This window comes from Pseudomonas sp. RGM 3321 (assembly GCF_022836805.1).
Taxonomy (GTDB): domain Bacteria; phylum Pseudomonadota; class Gammaproteobacteria; order Pseudomonadales; family Pseudomonadaceae; genus Aquipseudomonas.
In genome coordinates this window covers 47,911-66,709 of sequence record NZ_JALHBH010000105.1, presented here as the reverse complement: position 1 = coordinate 66,709, position 18,799 = coordinate 47,911, and the positions used below count along the sequence as shown (strand labels likewise).

Below are 18,799 nucleotides of genomic sequence, written 5' to 3'. Positions count from 1 at the left end.
CAGGTCATGCCCAAAGCCCTGCGGTTGCGCTGGCAACGGCGCAGAGCCTGGCTTTCAGGCTATTGCGCCAAATTGCGTTTACGCTGATAGCCGACGCTTCAGGCCCAAGACGGCGAACACATTGTCGATTCGCTGTTGTCCGGGCAACAGCACGTTCATGCTTGACTGCTCAGCTAAGCTTGAACTGCCTCAGGGTGGTGGTCAGATCACTCGCCAGTTCGGCCAGCGACTGGCTGGCACTGCCGGTCTGACCGGTGCGCACTGCCGACTGCGCCGACAAGTCTCGGATTCGAACCAGGTTGCGATCCACTTCGCGCGCGACCAGCGCCTGCTCCTCAGAAGCGCTGGCGATCACCGTATTTCGCTCATCGATAACCATGACCGAACTGGCGATACTGGCCAGCACGGCGTTGGCCGACTCAGCCTGCTGTTTGGTGCGTTGGGCCTGTTCGGTACTGACTTCAAGCGCCACCAGCGTGCTCTTGGTGCCCTGCTGGATGTGCCCGATCATGGTTTCGATCTCGCGGGTGGACTCACTGGTGCGATGAGCCAGCGCGCGCACCTCGTCCGCAACCACGGCAAAACCCCGCCCGGCATCGCCCGCCCGTGCCGCCTCAATGGCAGCATTGAGCGCCAGCAGGTTGGTTTGCTCGGAGACTGCGCGAATAACATCCAGCACCTTGGTGATATCCAGCGTGCGGGTTGCCAGCGCTTGTGCCTCTACCGACGCGGTGCCGACATTGTGGGTCAGTTCGAGGATTGATTTGACGGTCTGATTGAGTTCGTCCTGACCCTGGCGGGCAGACACCGACGAGGCTCTGGATTCTTCCGAGGTGGTCACAGCATTTCGCGCCACTTCGTCGACCGCCTGGCTCATCTCGGTAACGGCGGTCGCGGCCATTTCTATCTCGCTGTTCTGCACCACAAGGTCGGCGTTGCTGTTGACCATCAGCGCACTCATTTGCTCTGTGGCCGAGGCAAGCTGGTGTGCGGCATCGCCGACCTGGGTCAGGGTCTGGCTCAGATTGCCACGCATGCGTTCCATCGATTGCAGCAACAAGGCCGCTTCATCAACGCCATCACGGTCGACACGGGTAGGACGCAGATCCCCCGCGGCAATGGTTTCCGAGGTCAAAAGTGCCTGACTGATCGGTACTGCCAGACTTTTCGTCAGACGCCAGGCAAGCAGCACGGTAAGCAGCACCGTCACCAGCATGACTACCTGAGTGACGATAAGAGCATTGTCGTAAACCGACGAGGCGGCGGCACTGGACTCGGCTTCAGAGTCATCGTTGATCTTTTCCAGCTTGCCCAGTGATGCTTCGATACTTTCCGCCATGACCCTCATCTCGCCCCAGACCATCTGCCGCGCGGCCTCTGCCTGGTTTTCATTGATGAGTTTGTAAACCTGCTCGGCGCGTTCGGTATACCCCTGATAGGCACTTGTCAGCCCATTGATGAGCGCGCGCTCGTCATCCTCGGTAATAACCGGGCTGTAGGCCTCGATGGCTTTTTGAAAGCGGGCTTTCTTGTCGAGGAACTCTGTGTGGGCCTGCGCAACTTGCGCAACATCACGCGTGGACAGCATTTTCGCCACGGTGGTGCGGGTTTTCTCGAAGGCAAGCGCGATATCGTCACCCAGCGCAATTCCGGGAAGGGAGTCATTTTCGATTTCAAGCGACTGCTCGCGAATGCTATGCAATTGCTGAAGGCTGAAAATGCCAAGCCCTACGACAAGCACGACCATCAACGCAAAGCAGGCGGAGGTCCGCGCGGCTATTTTCAGCTGTCTCAGCATGTTCAATCCCCTTCCCGTGGCTGACGAATAAAATTAGCACCGTCATCTCTATCGGCAGATCGGGAAAAAGGATGAAGAACCTTGAGTCAGAGCCGTGCCACTGCTATTCAGGGCCCACTTCAAGGAAACCTTATGGTAGGTTTCGCGACGCTCGATAATCACGAGACGACAGGTCTTCTCAACCTTCAGACTGACTTACTGGAGTTGCCATGAAACATTATTACGCCGCCGCATTACTTGCCCTTGCACTGCCAGGTGCAGCTCACGCAGGCGACGCGCTGGTCAGCTACCCCGCTATCATCCAGGCGTTGAATACCGGAGAGTCGGTCGCTGTGGCGATTGACCTGGGGCAATGCAAGTCCTCGGTCGCGGGTGCAGAGCCGTCCAAAACCAAAGGCGGCAAACGCATCGATGCCTACCGCATCACCCCCGACGGCACCCTCGCGTTCTCGGACAGCCACTTCACCCTGGATCGCGATAACAAGCCCATCGAGCAGTTCATTCGCTACCAGATACGCTCCAATGGCAGTGCCGTGTTCAGCATGACGACACTGAGTGTTCCCGGCTATCAGCAGGTCGGCAATCCGGTGAGTTATGAATGCGCGATCGGCAAAGGGCTGAGCTTTTTTGCCAGCTAGTAACGGTCACGCCACAACCAAATGAACCAGACAGATATCCGGCGTGGGCGACAGGCCGTCCTCACGCCCTTGAAAGTAACGCTCGAACTGCTTGTTGATATACAACATGTCGAGTACTTCAAACCCGACTGATAACGTGAGAATGGTTGAACCCAACCGGCACGCAAGCCGCAATGTCAGGCTGACCCGTCTCTGGTCATATACATAACCAGCAAAAATAATTAAATTTCATAACGCTGACCCACCAAGTTTAAACGGCAAGGCTTATACGCGTGAGACTTGCTTTCACATCCACCCGTTCCTTTGACGGATCTTCATATCTCGTTAACCTGATAAATACTGACACGCATGCTATCATCCCCGGCTTTTATATTTACTCTGCCGACGTACAGGTTTCTCTGCAAGTAATCATGAGCGCCGGAAGGAACGCTGAACTGCTTGCTGCACGTGCACCGACAACGCGATTCGGCGAATGGCGCGCGGTCCGCTTCATCGAAGGCCACGAGCCCTTCTCCGACGACATCTATCTTTATTCCGTCGTCAGTCAGCAAGGTGTAGTACAGGCTGAATCGTGCAAGGTTGTCATCCTGAGGCACGAGAAAAAGGCTGCCTCCCGGAAGAACCTGCCCCTGCAATCGATCGCCGTTGAATTCGCCTCCCAGTACCTCACCGCTGCTGCGCTTCCCCCGCTGAGGATTGCAGAGCGCTTGCGGCGTATCGATACGCAGGTGAGCAGTCATTATTTCATGCAGTTGCATCGTCTCCATCCCTCTACCCCTCATCTTGCATGTGGCGATTTGCGCTTCGCCCATAACTGTACCGAGGTGTATCTTTTAGCCCGTACATCGCATGCTGTCAATTTAAATGTACCGCCCGGTACGCTTATGGGCTTAGGATAAGCTTGTATAAAGCAGTATCGTTTTGCCACTTTCGATAAAGCGCTTTGGCTCGTATCAAGCGCAAAAAAGGCGGTAATTCTATTCCGCACGCCCATTTAACAGACTGGTTAATATGGCCCGTTACTCAACTAACAGTACTGGCCAAATGAGCCCGCCTGGCCAACTCATAGCTCACTATTGACTAAAAGAAGTTTAATCCGCGCCTGCCAAAAACCTGTTTACATGAGCGTTGTCAACTTTTCTGACAGTGTCTTACAAGGAGATACGAAATGACCTATACCGTAAAACAGTATGGATGGATTCGCGATCTGCCTGATCATCGCGATCATCTTTATGCGGCGCCGACAACGGCGCTGGCGGCGCTTCCACACATGGTTGATCTGCGCCACCATTGCCCGCCCGTATACGACCAGGGCCAACTGGGCAGTTGTACCGCGAACGGTATTGCCGGAGCGATTCAATTTGATCGCATGAAGCAAAAGCTGACGCCAGCATTCGAGCCCTCGCGGTTGTTTACCTACTACAACGAACGAGTCATTGAGCATACCGTCGATTCGGACAGCGGCGCGATGATCCGCCACGGAATTAAAAGTGTAGCGGAGCAAGGTGATTGCCCTGAAAAAGAGTGGCCTTATGATATTGAAAAGTTCGCTATCAAACCTCCGGCTGCCTGCTACAAGGACGCTAGAAAATACAAAGCGGTGTCCTACCAGAAAGTTGCGCAAAACCTCAACCAGATGAAAGGCTGCCTGGCGGCAGGTTATCCGTTTGTCATTGGTTTTTCCGTCTACGAGAGCTTTGAGAGCAAGAAAGTCGCACAGACCGGGCATGCCCCGATGCCGGGCCCTCACGAAAAAATGCTCGGAGGGCACTGCGTGTTGGCGGTGGGTTACAACGATGCCCATCAGCATTTCATCTTGCGCAACTCATGGGGCACTGGCTGGGGCATGGAAGGCTACTTCACCCTGCCCTACAGCTATCTGCTGGATGAAAATCTGTCCACCGACTTCTGGACGATAAGAGTCGTGGCTGCCTGACTTGTCAGGCAACGGGGCATTGCACTGCCGCATTGACACCCTGCAGGTACTCTCGCGGCGTGCATCCAAATTCCCGGCGAAATACCGTGTGCAGGTATTGCGCCGACCGGAAACCACAATCGCGGGCGATGTCGGCAATTGCGCAGTCAGTGTTTTGCAGCCCGTGTGCGGCAGCGGCCAGTTTGAAACGCAGGATCTCGTCATGCACGCTGCAGCCCCGCACCCTGCGAAAGTGCGCTTCCAGCGACGAGCGCGAAACGCCTACATAAGCCGCTACCTGCGCGGTCTTGATACCCTGGCACGCGTACTGCCGGATGAACAGCAACGCCTGCATCACATAGGGGTCCCCCAACGGTTGATGCAGGCTCGAAGCCTGTACGTTGACAGCATCCGGCGGTATCAGAATGTGGGTGCCCGAAGACGGCATACCGTGCAGCATCTGGTGCAGCAGGCGCGCGGCGGTTCGGCCCATTGTGTCGGTGCCTTGAACCACCGAGCTCAACGGCACCCGCGTGAGGGTTCTGGTCAACGGATCGTTGTCGATGCCGATCAGCGCCACTTGTTCGGGCACTGCAATTCCGGCAGTCAGGCAGGCCTGTAGCAACTGACGGGCGCGGGCGTCGGTCACCGCGATGATGCCGATCGGCTTGGGCAGGCTTTGCAGCCAGGCGATCTGCTGTTCTACAGCGCTGTCCCAGAGCGGTGCACTGGTACCCAGTCCGCGATAGACCTCGGCGTGCAGGCCGTCGCGTTGCAGCAGTCGGCGAAAGGCCTGCTCGCGCTCCTGCGCCCAGCGATTGGCCTGAGCCTCAGGCAGACTGAAGCAGGCAAAGCGTGTGAGCCCGGCCACTATCAAATGCTCGTAGGCGGCCTTGATCAAGGCGTGGTTGTCGGTCGCGACATAGGGGATGCCCTTCGGGTAGGCGCGCTCATCCTGATAGGAACCGCCTACCGCCACCACCGGCAGCCTGATGCCGGCCAATGCCTCACCAATCAGCGGGTCGTCGAAGTCGGCAATGATCCCGTCACCCTGCCAACGCTCGATGCCTTTCAGGCGACAGAGAAAGTCTTCCTCCAGGAACAGATCCCAGGACACCCGAGTACTGCTGAGGTAGTTGCCAATGCCGCTGATGATGCCGCGGTCATAGATCTTGCTGCCGTTGAACAACAGTGCAATGCGGTGAACGGGGGGTACGGTTTTCATTATTTTTATGCCGATGGAGCAGCACGACGCCGTTCGACACAGACTAGGCGCGTGACGCGCGAATCTCAATACTCAAAATCGCACTACGCGTTGACGATTTTCATAATCAGCAGGCCCAAGGCCGTTGCTAGTATCGAGGCATCGCCAAGAACAATAAGGAAAACGCAGATGCCGTACTTCCCCGCCGTCGACAAGGTTCGCTATGAAGGCCCTGACAGCGACTCGCCCCTTGCCTTTCGTCACTACGATGCCGACAAACTGATTCTCGGCAAACCCATGCGCGAGCATTTGCGCATGGCGGCCTGTTACTGGCACACGTTCGTCTGGCCGGGCGCCGACATGTTTGGTGTCGGTACCTTCAAGCGTCCATGGCAAGGTTCCGGCGACCCGCTGGAGCTGGCTATCGGCAAGGCTGAAGCAGCTTTCGAGTTTTTCTCCAAACTCGGCATCGACTACTACAGCTTCCATGACACCGACGTGGCACCGGAAGGCAGCTCGCTCAAGGAGTATCGCAACAACTTCGCGCAGATGATTGATCATCTGGAACGTCATCAGGAGCAAACCGGCATCAAGCTGCTGTGGGGCACCGCTAACTGTTTCAGCAACCCGCGCTTTGCCGCAGGGGCCGCCAGCAATCCGGACCCTGAAGTATTTGCCTACGCCGCGACTCAGGTGTTCAGCGCCATGAACGCCACCCAGCGACTCAAAGGGGCCAACTACGTACTGTGGGGCGGTCGTGAAGGCTACGAAACCCTGCTCAATACAGACCTCAAGCAGGAGCGCGAGCAGTTGGGCCGCTTCATGCGCATGGTGGTCGAGCACAAACACACGATCGGCTTCAAAGGCGATTTGCTGATCGAGCCCAAGCCACAGGAGCCCACCAAGCATCAGTACGATTACGACAGCGCCACGGTGTTCGGTTTTCTGCAGCAGTACGGCCTGGAAAAAGAGATCAAGGTCAACATTGAAGCCAACCACGCGACCCTGGCCGGGCACAGCTTCCACCACGAAATCGCCACAGCAGTCTCGCTGGGGATCTTCGGCAGCATCGATGCCAACCGCGGCGACCCGCAGAACGGCTGGGACACTGACCAGTTCCCCAACAGCGTCGAGGAGATGACCCTCGCCACCTACGAGATTCTCAAGGCCGGTGGTTTCACCAATGGCGGCTACAATTTCGATTCCAAGGTCCGTCGTCAGAGCCTCGACGAAGTCGACCTGTTTCACGGCCACGTCGCCGCCATGGATGTGCTCGCCCTGGCGCTGAAGCGCGCAGTGGCGATGGTGGAGAACGATAAGCTTCAGCAGTTCAAGGACCAGCGCTACGCAGGCTGGCAGCAGCCTTTCGGAAAGTCGTTGCTGGCGGGTGAATTCAGCCTTGAGTCGCTTGCAAACCATGCATTCGACAACGATCTCAACCCACAAGCCGTCAGCGGTCGGCAGGAATTGCTGGAAGGTGTGGTCAACCGCTTTATCTACTCCTGAAGCAAGGCATTACGGACGCCGCAGTGACATTCTCGCGACAAATCTGTGCCCGCGGCGTCCGACAACGTTCTACAGTTGCACCGGCATTACCCTGCACATCATGAAGTGTCTTTCGAACAACAATAAAAGGACGCACCCTATGAACACCTTGAAACGCACGCTGCTTGCCAGCGCTCTGGCCTTGCTGTCCCTGCCGGTCATGGCCGACTCCACCCACCCGAAAATCGGTTTTTCCATTGATGACCTGCGTCTGGAACGCTGGTCACGCGACCGTGATTACTTCGTTGCGGCAGCGGAGAAACTGGACGCCAAGGTCTACGTACAGTCGGCGGATGCCAACGAGCAGAAACAGATTTCGCAGATCGAAAACCTCATCTCTCGCGGCGTCGACGTGATTGTCATCGTGCCATTCAACGCCACCGTGCTGACCAACGCCGTTGCCGAAGCCAAGAAGGCCGGAATCAAAGTGGTGTCTTATGACCGGCTGATCCTCAACGCCGACATCGACGCTTACATCTCCTTCGATAACGAAAAGGTCGGCGAAATGCAGGCCGGCGGCGTGCTGAAAGCAGCGCCCAAGGGCAACTACTTTTTGCTGGGCGGCGCCCCCACTGACAATAACGCCAAGATTCTGCGCGAAGGTCAGATGAAAGTGCTGCAGCCAGCCATCGACAAGGGCGATATCAAAATCGTCGGCCAACAGTGGGTGAAGGAATGGAACCCCACTGAAGCCCTGAGCATTGTTGAAAATGCCCTGACCCGAAATAACAACAAGATCGATGGCATCGTCGCGTCCAACGATGCCACCGCCGGGGGCGCGATTCAGGCGCTGGCCGCACAGAAACTCGCCGGCAAAGTGCCTATCTCGGGGCAGGATGCAGACCTGGCGGCGGTCAAGCGGGTCATTGATGGCACCCAGACCATGACCGTCTACAAACCGCTGAAACTGATTGCCAGCGAAGCCGCCAAACTGTCGGTGCAATTGGTGCGCAACGAGAAGCCTGCTTTTACCTCGCAGTACGACAATGGCAGCAAGAAAGTCGACACCATCCTGCTGACCCCGACACCGTTGACCAAGGACAACATCGACCTGCTGGAGAAAGACGGGTTCTACACCAGGGCGCAGATGGGCGGCCAGTGAGCTATCGATAATCAGTCGATAGAAAGCCTGAGCCTGTGCAGTATGGTTGCGCAGGCTCAGGCACGCCCATGAATCCCCGTGTGAGCCTGTGCCATGTCCGACTACCTGTTGCAAATGAACGGCATCGTCAAAACCTTTGACGGCGTCAAAGCCCTGAACGGCATTGACATAAAGGTCCGGCCCGGTGAGTGCGTCGGCCTGTGCGGCGAAAACGGCGCGGGCAAGTCCACGCTGATGAAGGTGCTGTCGGCGGTCTACCCCTACGGCACCTGGGACGGCGAGATCCTTTGGGACGGCCAGCCGCTCAAGGCGCAGTCCATCAGCGAAACGGAAGCAGCCGGGATCGTCATCATTCATCAGGAGCTCACGCTGGTGCCTGACCTGTCGGTGGCCGAAAACATCTTCATGGGTCATGAACTGACGCTCCCCGGTGGGCGCATGAACTACCCGGCCATGATCCATCGCGCCGAAGTGTTGATGCGTGAGCTCAAAGTGCCAGACATGAACGTGGCACTGCCGGTTTCCCAGTACGGCGGCGGTTATCAGCAACTGGTGGAAATCGCCAAGGCACTGAATAAGAAAGCTCGTCTGTTGATCCTCGACGAGCCGTCCTCGGCCCTGACCCGCTCGGAAATCGAGGTGCTGCTGGACATCATTCGTGACCTGAAAGCCAAGGGCGTTGCGTGCGTGTACATTTCGCACAAACTCGATGAAGTGGCGGCCGTGTGCGACACCATTTCGGTGATCCGCGATGGCAAGCACATCGCCACCACCGCCATGTCGGACATGGACATTCCGAAGATCATCACCCAGATGGTCGGTCGCGAAATGAGCAACCTTTACCCCACCGAACCCCACGAGATCGGCGAGGTGATTTTCGAGGCGCGAAATATTACCTGTTACGACGTCGATAACCCCGGACGCAAACGGGTCGACGGCATTTCGTTTGCTCTCAAGCGCGGGGAAATTCTCGGCATTGCCGGGCTGGTTGGCGCAGGTCGCACCGAACTGGTGTCCGCGCTGTTCGGTGCCTACCCGGGCCGATATACCGGTGAAGTGTGGCTGGACGGCCAACCTGTCGACACGCGCACGCCGCTCAAATCAATCCGCGCGGGCTTGTGCATGGTTCCCGAAGACCGCAAACGTCAGGGCATTATTCCGGACCTGGGCGTTGGTCAGAACATCACCCTCGCGGTCCTCGACACCTACTCGAAAATGACCCGCATCGACGCCGAAGCCGAGCTGGGCAGCATCGACCGGGAAATCTCGCGCATGCACCTCAAGACCGCCAGCCCGTTCCTGCCGATCACCAGCCTGTCCGGTGGCAACCAGCAGAAAGCCGTACTGGCGAAAATGCTCTTGACCCGACCGCGCGTGCTGATCCTCGACGAACCGACCCGCGGCGTCGATGTGGGTGCCAAGTACGAGATCTACAAGCTGATGGGCGCGCTGGCGGCCGAAGGTGTGTCGATCATCATGGTGTCTTCGGAGCTGGCCGAAGTGCTGGGAGTCTCCGACCGTGTGCTGGTGATTGGCGAAGGCCAGCTGCGCGGCGACTTCATCAACCATGAACTGACTCAGGAACAGGTACTCGCCGCTGCGCTCAGCCACGCCGATGCCGCTGACAATAATGCCCGGAAGACCGCATAGATGAACCAGGTCAAACAGTTCTTCACCCGTTACAAAATGCTTGCGCTGGTGATTGCCATCGCGGTTATCTGGCTGTTCTTCAGTTGGCAAACCGACGGCGGGTTTCTGACCCCGCGCAACCTTTCCAACCTGCTGCGGCAGATGTCCATTACCGGCATTCTGGCGTGTGGCATGGTGCTGGTCATCATAAGTGGCGAGATCGACCTGTCGGTGGGTTCATTGTTGGGCCTGCTCGGTGGCCTGGCGGCGATTCTCGATGTGGTCTACCACGTGCCGCTGCTGGCAAACCTGAGCGTGGTTGCGCTATGCGGGCTGATGATTGGCCTGGCCAACGGCTACATGACGGCCTACCTGCGCATTCCCTCCTTTATTGTCGGGCTGGGCGGTATGTTGGCCTTTCGCGGCATTCTGCTGGGGATCACCGGTGGTACGACCATCGCCCCGGTATCGCCTTCGCTGGTCTACGTTGGCCAAGGATATTTACCGCATTCTGCCGGCACAGGGCTTGGCGTACTGTTGCTGGCGCTGACGTTGTTTCTGACCTGGAAACAACGGCGCAACAGAGCCCTGCACGGGCTGGCGGCACACTCGATGATCCGTGATGTGTTACGCGTGGTATTGATCGGCGCTGTGTTGGGCGGGTTTGTCTATGTGCTCAACAGCTACGACGGAATCCCCGTTCCGGTATTGCTGTTACTAGTCCTGCTCGGTGTATTCAGTTATGTCACCAGCCAGACGGTTTTCGGACGGCGCGTCTATGCGGTGGGCAGCAATATGGAAGCCACTCGGTTATCCGGCATCAACGTGCAGGCCGTAAAACTATGGATCTTCGGCATCATGGGCGTCATGTGTGCCTTCGCCGGGCTGGTCAATACCGCACGCCTGGCCGCAGGCTCGCCCTCGGCCGGCAACATGGGCGAACTGGACGCCATTGCCGCATGCTTCATCGGCGGCACGTCCATGCGCGGCGGCTCGGGCACGGTCTACGGTGCCCTGCTTGGTGCGCTGGTCATCACCAGTCTCGATAACGGCATGTCCATGCTCGACGTCGACAGTTACTGGCAGATGATCGTCAAGGGCGGCATCCTGGTGCTGGCGGTGTGGGTGGACGTCAGTACCCGGGCCGCACGTCGATAGTCGAGCAACTGGCGGCATTGAATCAAGCGGGTCTGGCCGCGATGGCTTCGACCTCGATCAGCGCACCGGGCAATGGCAGCGCCACCACCTGCAAAGCGGTGCGCGCAGGTTTCAAGGGTTGCTCGGGGGTGCCGAAAAACTGCGTGTAGCCGGCCTGCAGGCCCGCAAAATCAAGTTTGCCGCCGGTCTCCTCGGCACCCACCAGAAACACTCGTAACTGCACGATATCGCCCAAATCAAGATCCTGTTGCCGGAGGATCCTGCGCAGTTTGTTGAACACCGAAACGCTCTGCACTTCAGTGTTGCCATACGCGGCAGGCGTACCTGCCGGAGCGTGTGGGTCGGCAAGGTCAGGCAAAGTGCCGCTGATGAACACCAGGCTGGCCGAGGCAGGCACAGTCACGGTTTGCGATATTGGAAAATCGCCGACGCTTGTGCGTTGAATGCTGTCGCTCATGGTGTCTCTCCCCAATGGATGTTGATGCTGCAATAAAGGCTCACGACGCCGCAAGGGCCGCCGTCTGTCGTTGCTGGATAACCCGCTCGGCCAGTTGCCCGACCACATGGCGCGCCGAGTTGGCGGCCGACTCCTGCCAGATACCCACGCCGCTCTGCACCAGCCCGTCGCCAGCGAAGTAAACCCGGCCATGAGGTTCATCCAACAAGGCGCTGGCGTCGGCCGGGAAATGTTCGCGTTGCAGCCACGGGCCTTCGCTGTACGGAATCTGCTCCCAGGACACGGCCAACGGGTTACGCAAGTGATGCGAGTAACCGGGATGCAGCAGTTCGACCGCCTCTCTGGAGGCAGCGTATTGCGCCTCGAAAGGTTTCGCGCCGAACACGTCGGCACCCTCCCCGGTCACGTAACCGGCGATAAGCAGGCCATTGCGGGTATTGAGGTCATTACTCGGATACCACAGCAGCCTCGCCGGGTGGTCGATCCACGAAAGACCGCCATAAGTGCGGTAATCGGTTTCCCAGAAGCGCGGAGATTGCCACGCCACCTTGGTCGCCTGATCGTTACGGGTGCTCAGCAAAGCAGCCTTGACCGGATTGCTGAAGTCGGTATCCAGCCTGGCCAGCAACGGCAACGGCAGGGTCGAGACCAGGTAATCGGCGCGTACTACCTGTTCACGGCCACTGTGTCTGTCGTGATAGGTGACCGCCACACCGTCTTCCAGTTGACGAATCTGGCGCACCTGCGCGCCCAGTTGCACCTGTTCAGTGAGGCGCTGGTAAAAGGCGTTGGTGATGCGGTCCATACCGCCGACCGGCTGAAACATGGTCGCCGAGAACTCGGGAAACTCAGTGTGCAGCAGCGCGCCCCACAGCTCGGGATGCAGCAGGCGCTCCAGCCCCACCGGCTGCGCACTGCTCGGCAATGCCCCCGGATGCGAGAGCGATTCCTGATGTCCGGAACGCAGGCTGCCCTCATAAGCCAGTTCCTGCGAGAGGTCGCCATACACCTGCAAAAAAGCCAACAGGCGCTGACGCTCTTCGCCACTCAATACATCGTCCAGAGCATCGCGCTGCACCGCCGTGGCCAGTAGCCCCGAGAGGTGGCCGCGGGCGTCGTTGATAGCCTGGCCGACAGTGAATGCGGGCTGTTGCAGGTCCGGGCGGACCTGAGCGCCATGGCTACTGTTGACCAGTACTTCAAGCGGCACCCCCAGCTCGCTGCAATAGTCGAGCAACGTGCGGTGCTGGCTGGGAATCCGCGCTGGCCCGGCATTGAAATACAGCCCGTGATCAAAGCCCACGGTCTGCGTGCGACCGTCCTTGTAGTCCACCTGATCGCCGCTGCGCAACGTCCAGTTACGGCCGCCCACTCGATCACGGGCCTCCAGCAGTTGCACGCTGAACCCTGCTCGTGTCAATTCCAACGCAGTCACCAGCCCGGCGATTCCGGCTCCCAGCACCAGTACGCGAATGCCCTGCCCCAGCCCGTTTCCGAGTTTCAGACGTTGTGGCCGTCGGTGTGATGAAGGCCCCAGCCCCAGTACCGCAAGCGCATCCTTGACGGCTTTTTCGCCACCTACCGCAGCAATGCTGGAAAGCGCTTCACGTCGTGTCAGTCCCATGTCATTTGCTCCCTTGAGGGCTTCAATCCGGCAAGCCAGGCGGGTTGATCAGCGACTTGTCGACGCGCTCTACATCGAGGCCCCAGCGCTGCAACACTTGCTCGTACTGCCCGCTGGCAATCGCGCCTTCAAGGGCGGTATGAATCGGTTTGACCAAACCGTTGTCCTTGCGCGTGGTCACGGCGATATCAGCCTGCAGTGGCCAACCACCGTTGACCGTGCCGACCCGCTTGATACCTCGGGTGATGGCGGCCGAGTAGGCATACACCGAATTGGGTCCGAACAGCGCATCACTGCGCCCCGACTGAATGGCAAGCTGCGCAGCCGCCTGGTCATCGAAATACTGCAACAGCGCAGGCTTGATACCAGCCTTTTCGTTGACCTCGTTCCACGCCAGCAGGACCTTTTCCTGATTGGTGCCGGAGCCGACGATGACCTTCAGCCCGGCAATGTCCGACGCCTGTTTTATCTCGCTGATCTTGCTGTTGGCCTTGACGTAGAAGCCCAGGACATCCTGGCGGTAGGTGGCGAAATCAAAGCGCTTCTTGCGCGCTTCGGTCACGGTGACGTTACTGATCACTGCGTCGTATTTTCCCGAACTGACGCCCAGCGGCCAGTCCTCCCAACTGGTCTGCACCACGTTCAATTGCAGACCCAGGCTGTCCGCCACCAGTTGCGCGGTATCGGCCTCACTGCCGATGGTGGTCTTGTCGTCATTGGCCAGCAGCGCCAAAGGCGGCCCGGCCACACCGGAAACCGCCACGGTAAACTTGCCCGGCTGGGCAAATTTGAAGCCCGCTGGGATCTGCGCGATGGCAGCCTCATTGCGCGGTACATGGATGCGTTGTCGGTCGAGCCTAAGGTCGATCGATTGCGCAGTCGAAGCAAAAGCACTTTGCGCCACGCCGACGGCAATCGTCAGCAGGGCCATACGGGCAGTGTTCACTAACATCAGTAATTGCTCCTTGAAAACGGAAAATTCACAGCACCTTGCCTAGGAAGGCAGCGGTGCGAGGATGTCGCGGGTTGTGGAACACCTGTTCCGGCGGCCCTTGCTCAATCAATTGGCCATCACAGAGAAACACCACATGGTCCGCCACTTCCCGGGCAAAGCCGATCTCGTGGGTCACTACCACCAGCGTGACACCCAGACGAGTGAGCCTCTTGATGACGTCCAGCACCTCACCGACCAGTTCGGGATCGAGGGCCGAGGTGGGTTCATCGAACAGCAAAACCTTGGGGTCCAGCGCCAGCGCCCGGGCAATGGCGACCCGCTGCTGCTGACCACCGGAAAGCTGGCGTGGGTAAGCGTCTACCTTGTCCGCCAGACCGACCCTGGCCAGCAACTCACCTGCCCTTGCCTGTGCCTCGGCCTTGCTCCAGCGTTTATGGGCCAACGGCGCTTCGGCAATGTTTTCCCAGGCGGTCAGGTGCGGGAACAGGTTGAAATTCTGGAATACGAAGCCGACCTCGATGCGCCGCTTGAGGATTTCGCGCTCCTTGAGCTCATAGAGCAGATCACCCTTGCGCCGATAACCAACGTAGTCGCCGTCGATGGTGATGTAACCGCTATCGATCTTTTCCAGGTGGTTGATGGTGCGCAACAGCGTGGATTTACCCGAGCCGGAAGGCCCGAGAATCACCGTGACCTTGCCCGGCTCAATGCTCAGGTCAATGTCCTTGAGCACCTGCTGGCTACCGAAGCGTTTGCCCACGCCTTGAATCTGAATGCGCCCTGCGCGCACGGGTGCAGAGACTTCACTCATGATGCTTCTCCTTCAACCAGCCGCGCACTCGCTGCAAGGGCGTAGGCGGCAAAACACGCGCCGTACCGCGAGCAAAGTGTCGCTCGACGTAGTACTGCGCGCTGGTCAACAGCGTGGTGATGATCAGGTACCAGACGGTGGCAACAATCAGCAGCGGAATCACCGCCTGGGTACGGTTGTAGATGACCTGCACGGTGTAGAACAGCTCTGGCAAGGCCAGCACGTAAACAATGGAAGTGCCTTTGACCAAACCGATGATTTCGTTAAAGCCCGAAGGCAGGATCGAGCGCAATGCCTGGGGCAGGATGATGCGGAAAACCCGACGCGAAGCCGGCAAGCCCAGAGCTGCGGCGGCTTCATGCTGGCCAGCGTCGACTCCGATCAGCCCGCCACGAATGATTTCTGCGGTATAAGCCGCCTGCATCAGGCTCAAGCCCAGGACTGCCACTGTGAATTGACTGAGCACGTCGACCGTCGACCATTCGGCGAAGACCAGATCGGTAAACGGCACGCCCAGTACGATGTGGTCGTACAGGTAGGCGAAGTTATAGAGAATGATCAACACCAGCAGCGCCGGCATCGAGCGAAAAAACCAGATGTAGCCCCAGGCCAGCGCCGCCAGCAGCGGTGAGCCCGACAGGCGTGCCAGCGCCAGCGCCGTGCCGAGAATAATGCTGAACACGGTGCTGAGCAGTGTCAGCAGCAACGTCTGAGCCAGGCCGCGCAGCACTGACGGCGAAAAGAACCATTGCCCGAACACGCCCCATTCCCAGCGCGGATTGGTCGCCAGCGAATGCACGATGGCTACCAGCACCAGTACAGCGAATATCGACCCCACCCAGCGACCGGGATGCCGGGCGGGTACTACCCGCAACGCCTTGATCGGTGGTTGTGCGACCCGGCTCTGGCGCAGCGGGTAACGGCTGGGCTCGTCGATGAAGTCATAGGGTTTGGCGACAGTGGGCATGGTTGTTCCTCGTACTCAATAGGGGTTTTCAGGTGCTGGCCTTAAAAGGCGTAAGTCAGTCGGGTGTAGTAGTAACCGCCGGTAAAACCGTAGGGCGAATAGGTACCGTAACTGCTGACCATGGTGCTGCTGGGAACCCCCTGTTTTTTTGGATAGATGTCGAACAGGTTCTTTGCGCCAATGGCAACGTTGAGGTTTTTGCTGAGGTTGTAGCCGAGGTCCAGATCGGTGATCCACTTGGCGCTGTACACCCGGTCCAGATCGCGATTGGCGGAGGAATTGACCTCTTTGTAGGAACCGTAATGGGTCAGCACCAGGTTCAGGTTGAAGCCCTCGATGCTCCAGTCGCCACCCAGAATCAGTTTGGTACGCGGCTGTACGCCGGTAATCAGATTGCGGGCCTCGCGGTCCATCAGCTCATAGGAAGTACCGAGGATCGAGGTGGATTCCTTGTAGCTGAGGATCTTTGTCTGGTTCCAGTTGAACGCCGCCGTCCACTTCACCGCCCCGTACTGCCCAAGGTCCTGGCTGTAGTTGCTGACCAGATCCAGACCCTTGGTGCGGGTGTCGGCACCGTTGATGAAGTACTGGCCGCCCGACGTCGAATCGATACCATTGTTGAGCAGCACCTGAGTGACTTCATCACCCAGCAGGGTGCCGGTCAGGGTGATGCGGTCACGCAGATTGATCACGTAGGCGTCGGCGGTCAGGGTCAGCTGATCGGTAGGCGTCAGGGTGAAACCGAGGCTGAAGTTGGTGGAGCGCTCCGGCTTGAGGTCCTCGGCACCCAATGCTCTGGCGGCACCCGAGCCGGTTGGCAATACGCCGTAATTGATCGACTGATACACGCCGTCCACCACGCCGTAAGTGGTCGAACGTGCACTGAACAGACTGTTGGCCAGGGATGGCGCACGAAAGCCATTGCTGACGGTGGCGCGAACAGCGAACTGCGGGGTGAAGTCGTAACGTGTAGTCAGCTTGCCGCTGCGGGTTGCGCCCACACCTTGATTGTAATGTTCATAGCGCAATGCGCTGCCGACATACCAGTCCGGCACAGGGTTGAAACCCACGTCAACATAACTGGCGACACTGTTGCGTGAGGCGCTGCTTTCTTCGTCCGGCGAAATGCCATTGGTGACCTGGGCTCCAGACGATGCACAGTTGCCTGGCGCAACGCAGTAACCGCCGTTGGCATAGGACTCGTAGTCACCGGCCTGCACCTCATACGTGTCGCGCCGGTGTTCGAACCCGTAGGACAGATCGAGAGGCTTTTGCAGGCCTATATCGAAGCTGCGCTTGAAGTCCAGGTTGGTGGTCAGCTCAGTGGATATCCACGTGCCGGAAGTGAAGCTGTTAGGCGTGGCCTCACCAAGTGACGGGTTCTGATTGTGCGTGGTGCCCTGCTCTGCCTCGTTGCGTCCGTAGGTGCCGGACAGATCCCAGGCCCACTCACCAAGCGTGCCTTTGCCACCGAACGCAGCCTGAAAATCGTCTTCGTCGATGTACCAGGTCGGCGTGTACCCCGCCGGATAACCATTAGGTCCGGTGGTGATGGTATTGGTGATGGTCGGCAGGCGAAAATTCTGCCCCTGCTCAGCCTTGCGCCGTGAGTACGTGGTGAAGGAATACAGACTGAAGCTGTCGTGAATCGGCAGTTCGGCGTTGTAACCCAGGGTCAGGAGATTGGTCTTCGGCGTGCCGTAGCCGCCATACGTGGACTTACCTGCCAGGTCGTAGGCCTGCTCATAACTGTAACCGTTGGCGCTGGCCTTGTTGTCGTCGTTCTGGCTGCGGGCGTCCAGCGCCAGTTGCACTATGCCCCCGTCGCCGATCTCGAAACCCTTGTTGAGGCTCTGCTGCACGGTCTGCTTCTTGCCGTCATAACCAAGCCCGGCATTGGTCACCGACGTGCCGTTGATGTCGGCCTTGAGAATGACGTTGATGACCCCGGCGATGGCATCGGAGCCGTATTGGGCCGCTGCACCATCACGCAGCACTTCAACATGGTCAATGGCACTTATGGGGATCAAGTCCAGGTCAGCCGGAGCAGCCCCGGTGTTGATGCCGTTGATGTTCAGGGTGGCACTGGTATGCCGGCGCTTGCCGTTGACCAGCACCAGCACTTCGGCGGCACTGAGGCCACGCAGGTTGGGCGCACGGGCGATACCGCTGGCGTCCCAGCCAGTCTTTTCCGGCAGGCTCAGCGATGGAATCACTGCGCTCAACGCCTCCATCAGGCCGGGCTTGCCAGTGCTCTGTAATTGTTTGGCACTGACCACATCGATCGGCACCGGGCTGCTGGTCACGGTACGTTGCTCCGCACCACGATTACCGGTGACTACCACGGTGGACAAGGTACGCGGGTCATCCCCGGCTGTTTTTTCCTCGGCCTTTATCGTCCCTGACAGCAACACGCCCCCTATCGCCAACGTCAAAGGGCAGTAGCCCAGCACAGCAGCCGAGATACGGACACGTTGTAAGGCTTGTTTCATATCCACTCCAGAAATGGCCGTCATGCCAGCCACCCATCCAGATCGCGAAGTCGTGCATCCCGGCGGTCGGGGGGACAGCGTGGCCTGCACGTTTTAAAAGTGATTACCGACGCGCAGAGATATCTGCGGACCGGGTCCGGCACTCAGCGGCGAGGACAGGGCATGGGGTGGAAAACGGTCGAGCGCGGAGGTATTGCGACACGCCTGTCAACGACAGAGCGAGAGAGATGAATCCAATGGCAAATTTGAACAGGCAACATACGTCGAATTCCCTTCCAACGATTCTGCTTTGGGGCTCAGTGCTACATGGCCCCTGTCATGCTACGCGGCTGGCGGCACGAGACACAGAATCTCGATCAAGACTGGTACCATCCGAGGTAAGGGGTAGGCTGTTGAAACCAAACATAACGGAATCAATTTTGAAAATATAATTCTATTTGGTCATAAGCTAATATTATTATTTCTGATCTTTATATTTATTATCATTCATAAATATAATTTTTA

The 18,799-nt window shown here is 58.4% G+C and carries 15 protein-coding genes; 6 read left to right on the top strand and 9 right to left on the bottom strand.

The features are described 5' to 3' along the window. Positions 1 to 169: 169 nt before the first annotated feature. Positions 170 to 1,798 (bottom strand): methyl-accepting chemotaxis protein, encoded by a 1,629-nt coding sequence (locus RGM3321_RS11100; protein WP_244393078.1) that lies wholly within the window; start codon positions 1,796 to 1,798, stop codon positions 170 to 172. 209 nt (positions 1,799 to 2,007) lie between these two features. Between RGM3321_RS11100 and RGM3321_RS11095 the strand changes: the two genes are divergently transcribed. After that, positions 2,008 to 2,436, top strand: a complete 429-nt coding sequence (locus RGM3321_RS11095; RefSeq protein ID WP_058402348.1) for a VirK family protein — start codon at positions 2,008 to 2,010, stop codon at positions 2,434 to 2,436. Between the two features lie 314 nt (positions 2,437 to 2,750). Here RGM3321_RS11095 and RGM3321_RS11090 read toward each other — a convergent pair whose 3' ends face one another. Continuing rightward, positions 2,751 to 3,203, bottom strand: a complete 453-nt coding sequence (locus RGM3321_RS11090; RefSeq protein ID WP_244393077.1) for a DUF3237 family protein — start codon at positions 3,201 to 3,203, stop codon at positions 2,751 to 2,753. A gap of 401 nt (positions 3,204 to 3,604) precedes the next feature. On the opposite strand from RGM3321_RS11090, the gene RGM3321_RS11085 reads away from it, so the two are divergent. Further along, positions 3,605 to 4,372: a C1 family peptidase gene (locus tag RGM3321_RS11085; RefSeq protein ID WP_244393076.1), complete on the top strand. Its 768-nt coding sequence runs from the start codon at positions 3,605 to 3,607 to the stop codon at positions 4,370 to 4,372. Between the two features lie 4 nt (positions 4,373 to 4,376). Here the strand turns inward: RGM3321_RS11085 and RGM3321_RS11080 are convergent, their stop codons facing one another. Next, on the bottom strand, positions 4,377 to 5,576 hold the full coding sequence (locus tag RGM3321_RS11080; protein WP_057401213.1) for a XylR family transcriptional regulator: 1,200 nt from the start codon (positions 5,574 to 5,576) through the stop codon (positions 4,377 to 4,379). A 168-nt stretch (positions 5,577 to 5,744) separates the two neighbouring features. Between RGM3321_RS11080 and xylA the strand changes: the two genes are divergently transcribed. The 4 genes from xylA to RGM3321_RS11060 all read left to right on the top strand — a co-directional run bounded on the left by xylA (position 5,745) and on the right by RGM3321_RS11060 (position 10,989). After that, complete coding sequence (gene xylA / locus RGM3321_RS11075; RefSeq protein ID WP_244393075.1) at positions 5,745 to 7,061, top strand: xylose isomerase; 1,317 nt, start codon at positions 5,745 to 5,747, stop codon at positions 7,059 to 7,061. Between the two features lie 139 nt (positions 7,062 to 7,200). After that, a complete protein-coding gene (xylF, locus tag RGM3321_RS11070; RefSeq protein WP_244393074.1) occupies positions 7,201 to 8,202 on the top strand; it encodes a D-xylose ABC transporter substrate-binding protein in 1,002 nt (333 codons plus the stop codon). Between the two features lie 93 nt (positions 8,203 to 8,295). Continuing rightward, a complete protein-coding gene (gene xylG / locus RGM3321_RS11065) occupies positions 8,296 to 9,852 on the top strand; it encodes a D-xylose ABC transporter ATP-binding protein (protein WP_244393073.1) in 1,557 nt (518 codons plus the stop codon). Next, complete coding sequence (locus RGM3321_RS11060) at positions 9,853 to 10,989, top strand: sugar ABC transporter permease (RefSeq protein WP_244393072.1); 1,137 nt, start codon at positions 9,853 to 9,855, stop codon at positions 10,987 to 10,989. Positions 10,990 to 11,011: 22 nt separating this feature from the next. Here the strand turns inward: RGM3321_RS11060 and RGM3321_RS11055 are convergent, their stop codons facing one another. Genes RGM3321_RS11055 through RGM3321_RS11030 form a run of 6 tightly spaced genes read right to left on the bottom strand, consistent with a single transcriptional unit; the run spans position 11,012 to position 18,295 of the window. Then, positions 11,012 to 11,446: a RidA family protein gene (locus RGM3321_RS11055; RefSeq protein ID WP_244393071.1), complete on the bottom strand. Its 435-nt coding sequence runs from the start codon at positions 11,444 to 11,446 to the stop codon at positions 11,012 to 11,014. A 40-nt stretch (positions 11,447 to 11,486) separates the two neighbouring features. Further along, on the bottom strand, positions 11,487 to 13,070 hold the full coding sequence (locus RGM3321_RS11050; RefSeq protein WP_244393070.1) for an FAD-dependent oxidoreductase: 1,584 nt from the start codon (positions 13,068 to 13,070) through the stop codon (positions 11,487 to 11,489). 22 nt (positions 13,071 to 13,092) lie between these two features. Further along, positions 13,093 to 14,022 (bottom strand): ABC transporter substrate-binding protein, encoded by a 930-nt coding sequence (locus RGM3321_RS11045; protein ID WP_244393069.1) that lies wholly within the window; start codon positions 14,020 to 14,022, stop codon positions 13,093 to 13,095. Positions 14,023 to 14,050: 28 nt separating this feature from the next. Then, positions 14,051 to 14,836 (bottom strand): amino acid ABC transporter ATP-binding protein, encoded by a 786-nt coding sequence (locus RGM3321_RS11040; RefSeq protein ID WP_244393068.1) that lies wholly within the window; start codon positions 14,834 to 14,836, stop codon positions 14,051 to 14,053. Continuing rightward, on the bottom strand, positions 14,829 to 15,803 hold the full coding sequence (locus RGM3321_RS11035; protein WP_244393067.1) for an amino acid ABC transporter permease: 975 nt from the start codon (positions 15,801 to 15,803) through the stop codon (positions 14,829 to 14,831). The genes RGM3321_RS11040 and RGM3321_RS11035 overlap by 8 nt, the downstream gene beginning before the upstream one ends. Positions 15,804 to 15,844: 41 nt before the next feature. Beyond that, positions 15,845 to 18,295, bottom strand: coding sequence for a TonB-dependent receptor (locus tag RGM3321_RS11030; RefSeq protein WP_244393066.1), 2,451 nt, complete (start codon positions 18,293 to 18,295; stop codon positions 15,845 to 15,847). Positions 18,296 to 18,799 lie beyond the last annotated feature (504 nt).